This is a genomic window from Luteimonas sp. A478, from assembly GCF_054052025.1.
Genome location: NZ_JBSVRF010000013.1, coordinates 1 through 5,116 on the forward strand (window position 1 = coordinate 1; position 5,116 = coordinate 5,116).

Annotated in this window: 2 tRNA genes and 2 rRNA genes; all 4 read right to left on the reverse strand. The window is 54.9% G+C overall.

The features are described from left to right. Positions 1–37 precede the first annotated feature (37 nt). The 4 genes from ACW7G3_RS14090 to ACW7G3_RS14105 all read right to left on the reverse strand — a co-directional run bounded on the left by ACW7G3_RS14090 (position 38) and on the right by ACW7G3_RS14105 (position 5,078). Positions 38–3,014, reverse strand: a 23S ribosomal RNA gene (locus ACW7G3_RS14090). A 235-nt stretch (positions 3,015–3,249) separates the two neighbouring features. After that, positions 3,250–3,326, reverse strand: a tRNA-Ile gene (locus tag ACW7G3_RS14095). Positions 3,327–3,354: 28 nt separating this feature from the next. Beyond that, positions 3,355–3,430, reverse strand: a tRNA-Ala gene (locus ACW7G3_RS14100). A gap of 103 nt (positions 3,431–3,533) precedes the next feature. Beyond that, a 16S ribosomal RNA gene (locus ACW7G3_RS14105) occupies positions 3,534–5,078 on the reverse strand. Together the 16S and 23S rRNA genes with 2 tRNA genes alongside form the textbook arrangement of a ribosomal RNA operon. Positions 5,079–5,116: the final 38 nt, after the last annotated feature.

Below are 5,116 nucleotides of genomic sequence, written 5' to 3' on the forward strand. Positions count from 1 at the left end.
GCGACGTGTCGTCGAGTCCAAGGCTACTTGAGGTTATATGGTCAAGCCACACGGATCATTAGTACTGGTTAGCTAAATACATTGCTGTACTTACACACCCAGCCTATCAACCACCTGGTCTTGATGGTTCCTTCAGGGGAGTCAAGCTCCCGGGAGATCTCATCTTGAGGCACGCTTCCCGCTTAGATGCTTTCAGCGGTTATCGCTTCCGAACGTAGCTACCCGGCAATGCCACTGGCGTGACAACCGGAACACCAGAGGTTCGTCCACTCCGGTCCTCTCGTACTAGGAGCAGCCCCTCTCAAATCTCCAACGCCCATGGCAGATAGGGACCGAACTGTCTCACGACGTTCTGAACCCAGCTCGCGTACCACTTTAAATGGCGAACAGCCATACCCTTGGGACCGACTACAGCCCCAGGATGTGATGAGCCGACATCGAGGTGCCAAACACCGCCGTCGATATGAACTCTTGGGCGGTATCAGCCTGTTATCCCCGGAGTACCTTTTATCCGTTGAGCGATGGCCCTTCCATACAGAACCACCGGATCACTAAGACCTACTTTCGTACCTGCTTGATCCGTCGATCTCGCAGTCAAGCACGCTTATGCCTTTGCACACAGTGCGCGATGTCCGACCGCGCTGAGCGTACCTTCGTGCTCCTCCGTTACTCTTTAGGAGGAGACCGCCCCAGTCAAACTACCCACCATACACGGTCCCCGACCCGGATTACGGGCCCAGGTTAGAACGTCAAGCACGACAGGGTGGTATTTCAAGGTTGGCTCCACTGCAGCTAGCGCCACAGTTTCACAGCCTCCCACCTATCCTACACAGACGAACTCAACGTTCAGTGTAAAGCTATAGTAAAGGTTCACGGGGTCTTTCCGTCTTGCCACGGGAACGCTGCATCTTCACAGCGATTTCAATTTCACTGAGTCTCGGGTGGAGACAGCGCCGCCATCGTTACGCCATTCGTGCAGGTCGGAACTTACCCGACAAGGAATTTCGCTACCTTAGGACCGTTATAGTTACGGCCGCCGTTTACCGGGGCTTCGATCAAGAGCTTCGCCTTGCGGCTGACCCCATCAATTAACCTTCCGGCACCGGGCAGGCGTCAGACCCTATACGTCCACTTACGTGTTTGCAGAGTCCTGTGTTTTTGATAAACAGTCGCAGCGGCCTGGTCACTGCGGCCCCCGACAGCTATAGCTCGCATGAGCCACCATCAAGGGCGCACCTTCTCCCGAAGTTACGGTGCTATGTTGCCTAGTTCCTTCACCCGAGTTCTCTCAAGCGCCTGAGAATTCTCATCCTGTCTACCTGTGTCGGTTTACGGTACGGTCTGCGTAAGCTGAAGCTTAGAGGATTTTCCTGGAAGCGTGGGATCAGTGACTTCGCTCTAATGAGCTCGTCTCGGTGCTCGGTCTTAAAGGGACCCGGATTTGCCTAAGTCCCAAACCTACTGCCTTTCCCCGGGACAACCAACGCCCGGTACACCTNGAATGAGCTCGTCTCGGTGCTCGGTCTTAAAGGGACCCGGATTTGCCTAAGTCCCAAACCTACTGCCTTTCCCCGGGACAACCAACGCCCGGTACACCTACCCTTCTCCGTCCCCCCATCGCACTTACGCGAGGTGCTGGAATATTAACCAGCTTCCCATCGACTACGCATTTCTGCCTCGCCTTAGGGGCCGACTCACCCTGCGCCGATTAACGTTGCGCAAGGAAACCTTAGACTTTCGGCGTGCGGGTTTTTCACCCGCATTATCGTTACTCATGTCAGCATTCGCACTTCCGATACCTCCAGCAGACCTCTCGATCCACCTTCAGCGGCTTACGGAACGCTCCTCTACCGCGCACATTGCTGTGCACTCCAAGCTTCGGTTCAGTACTTAGCCCCGTTAAATCTTCCGCGCAGACCGACTCGACCAGTGAGCTATTACGCTTTCTTTAAAGGGTGGCTGCTTCTAAGCCAACCTCCTGGCTGTCTATGCCTTTCCACATCGTTTCCCACTTAGCACTGAATTGGGGACCTTAGCTGTGGATCTGGGTTGTTTCCCTTTCCACGACGGACGTTAGCACCCGCCGTGTGTCTCCCATGCATTCCTTCCCGGTATTCGGAGTTTGCCATGGTTTGGTAAGTCGCGATGACCCCCTAGCCATAACAGTGCTCTACCCCCGAGAGGATTCACATGAGGCGCTACCTAAATAGCTTTCGAGGAGAACCAGCTATCTCCGGGTTCGATTAGCTTTTCACTCCTAATCACACCTCATCCCCTACTTTTGCAACAGTAGTGGGTTCGGGCCTCCAGTTGATGTTACTCAACCTTCACCCTGGGCATGACTAGATCACCCGGTTTCGGGTCTACTGCCCGCGACTATGCGCCCTTATCAGACTCGGTTTCCCTTCGCCTCCCCTAAACGGTTAAGCTTGCCACGAACAGTAAGTCGCTGACCCATAATACAAAAGGTACGCAGTCACCCCGAAGGGCTCCTACTGCTTGTACGCACACGGTTTCAGGGTCTATTTCACTCCCCTCACCGGGGTTCTTTTCGCCTTTCCCTCACGGTACTGGTTCACTATCGGTCGGTCAGGAGTATTTAGCCTTGGAGGATGGTCCCCCCATGTTCAGACAGGGTTTCACGTGCCCCGCCCTACTCACATTCATCGATATGGCCCTTTCGCATACAGGGCTGTCACCTTCTATGGCCAACCTTTCCAGGTTGTTTTGCTAAAACCAAATCGACTTTTGGGCTGTTCCCCGTTCGCTCGTCGCTACTCAGGGAATCTCTGTTGATTTCTTTTCCTCCGGGTACTTAGATATTTCAGTTCCCCGGGTTCGCCTTGCATGGCTATGTATTCACCATGCAATACTCCTTGCGGAGTGGGTTTCCCCATTCGGACATTGCCGGATCAAAGCTTGTTGCCAGCTCCCCGACACTTTTCGCAGGCTGCCACGTCCTTCATCGCCTCTGACCGCCAAGGCATCCACCGTGTGCGCTTATTCGCTTGACCATATAACCCCAAGTCGCCTCGGAGTTAACTTGTGCCGGTGGTTACAAGCCACCGACGCGAATATGCAACGACTCAAATTAGGAATCTCTAGGATTCCCGCCTTAGCCTCAAACGACACGTCTGGACAAGTTCGTCTCAAACGCTCGCTACATCCCATTTTCAAAGATCACGCGCCGGCCTCAACGCCGCCGCGATCAAATTCTTTTAGTGTGCGCAAAATCATCCAGTATTCCGATGGTGGGTCTGGGAGGACTCGAACCACCGACCTCACCCTTATCAGGGGTGCGCTCTAACCACCTGAGCTACAGACCCGAAAAACTTCGGACTCACGGGTAAAGCGTGGTGGAGCCAGTCGGGATCGAACCGACGACCCCCTGCTTGCAAAGCAGGTGCTCTCCCAGCTGAGCTATGGCCCCATAGGGGACGCTCCCACGGCTCCGCTCGCGCGGCTTACCGGAAACTACTGGATGCAGGTCACTTGTGCGGACGCCTGGACAGGCAGAATGCCGTCCGGTCTCTAAAGGAGGTGATCCAGCCGCACCTTCCGATACGGCTACCTTGTTACGACTTCACCCTAGTCATGAATCACACCGTGGTAACCGTCCTCCCGAAGGTTAGACTAGCTACTTCTGGTGCAACCCACTCCCATGGTGTGACGGGCGGTGTGTACAAGGCCCGGGAACGTATTCACCGCAGCAATTCTGATCTGCGATTACTAGCGATTCCGACTTCACGGAGTCGAGTTGCAGACTCCGATCCGGACTGGGAGAAGGTTTCTGGGATTGGCTAGCTCTCGCGAGTTTGCAGCCCTCTGTCCTTCCCATTGTAGTACGTGTGTAGCCCTGGCCGTAAGGGCCATGATGACTTGACGTCATCCCCACCTTCCTCCGGTTTGTCACCGGCGGTCTCCTTAAAGTTCCCACCATTACGTGCTGGCAACTAAGGACAAGGGTTGCGCTCGTTGCGGGACTTAACCCAACATCTCACGACACGAGCTGACGACAGCCATGCAGCACCTGTGTTCGCGTTCCCGAAGGCACCAATCCATCTCTGGAAAGTTCGCGACATGTCAAGGCCAGGTAAGGTTCTTCGCGTTGCATCGAATTAAACCACATACTCCACCGCTTGTGCGGGCCCCCGTCAATTCCTTTGAGTTTCAGTCTTGCGACCGTACTCCCCAGGCGGCGAACTTAACGCGTTAGCTTCGATACTGAGTTCCTAATTGAACCCAACATCCAGTTCGCATCGTTTAGGGCGTGGACTACCAGGGTATCTAATCCTGTTTGCTCCCCACGCTTTCGTGCCTCAGTGTCAGTGCTGGTCCAGGTAGTCGCCTTCGCCACGGATGTTCCTCCCGATATCTACGCATTTCACTGCTACACCGGGAATTCCACTACCCTCTACCGCACTCCAGCCCGCCAGTATCCAATGCAATTCCCAGGTTGAGCCCAGGGCTTTCACATCAGACTTAACGAACCACCTACGCACCCTTTACGCCCAGTAATTCCGAGTAACGCTTGCACCCTTCGTATTACCGCGGCTGCTGGCACGAAGTTAGCCGGTGCTTATTCTTTGGGTACCGTCATTCCATCCGGGTATTAGCCGGACGTCTTTCTTTCCCAACAAAAGGGCTTTACAACCCGAAGGCCTTCTTCACCCACGCGGCATGGCTGGATCAGGCTTTCGCCCATTGTCCAATATTCCCCACTGCTGCCTCCCGTAGGAGTCTGGGCCGTGTCTCAGTCCCAGTGTGGCTGATCATCCTCTCAGACCAGCTACGGATCGTCGCCTTGGTGGGCCTTTACCCCACCAACTAGCTAATCCGACATCGGCTCATCTATCTGCGCGAAGCCCGAAGGTCCTCCGCTTTCACCCGTAGGTCGTATGCGGTATTAGTCCCGGTTTCCCGAGGTTATCCCCCACAAATAGGCAGATTCCGATGTATTCCTCACCCGTCCGCCACTCGCCACCCAAGGAGCAAGCTCCTCTGTGCTGCCGTTCGACTTGCATGTGTTAGGCCTGCCGCCAGCGTTCACTCTGAGCCAGGATCAAACTCTTCACTTAAGTCTTGCAGGGCCGAAGCCCTTAAGTCTTGAGTGCAG